Here is a 553-nt window from a genome sequence, read left to right on the forward strand (position 1 = left end):
CAAATGTGGTCGCTCTGTTTCAGCGAAGATAACGCTATCGATGTGCAATTTGTGCAAGAGAAGAACGAGGTGCTTGTCTCAAAAAGTCTAGTGGTAGAGAAAGATATTCTCACCGCCGACAAGCTCCAAGTGCTGCTGGAATACAACTTTTTGTATCGCGAAACGGGCGGAGTGCAGTTTTGCATCAACCCAACCACCAAAGATATTTTGCTTCAAATCGCCATCACGGCAGACACCGAGATCAGCCAATTAGCCAACGTGATCAGTCAGTTGAATGAGTTGAGTGACACTTGGGTGCAACTGTTCCAAAACAACACGGTTGTCGATTTTAGCCAACAAACTGGCTCACACCCGTTTATTCAAGTTTAAGGTTTTTACATGGTTAATATCAATACGTCACACATGCAGTCGTTGAGCCAGCTGACGTCACATTTGGCGACACAGAATCAAGCGGACGATAAAGAGATTCGAGCAAACAACGGCAAAGACATTTTCGTCAAAGAAGGTGCGCCAAAAAACAAAAGCGTGAGCGCTCGTATTAGCCATCAGAACA

At 45.0% G+C, this 553-nt stretch carries 1 protein-coding gene; it reads left to right on the forward strand.

Annotation, left to right across the window (positions count from 1 at the left end):
* Positions 1-369: type III secretion system chaperone (locus R7R78_RS28725; RefSeq protein ID WP_225474922.1), on the forward strand; the 369-nt coding region annotated here is incomplete at its 5' end.
* Between the last annotated feature and the right edge of the window lie 184 nt (positions 370-553).

Source organism: Vibrio sp. 2134-1, assembly GCF_033339495.1.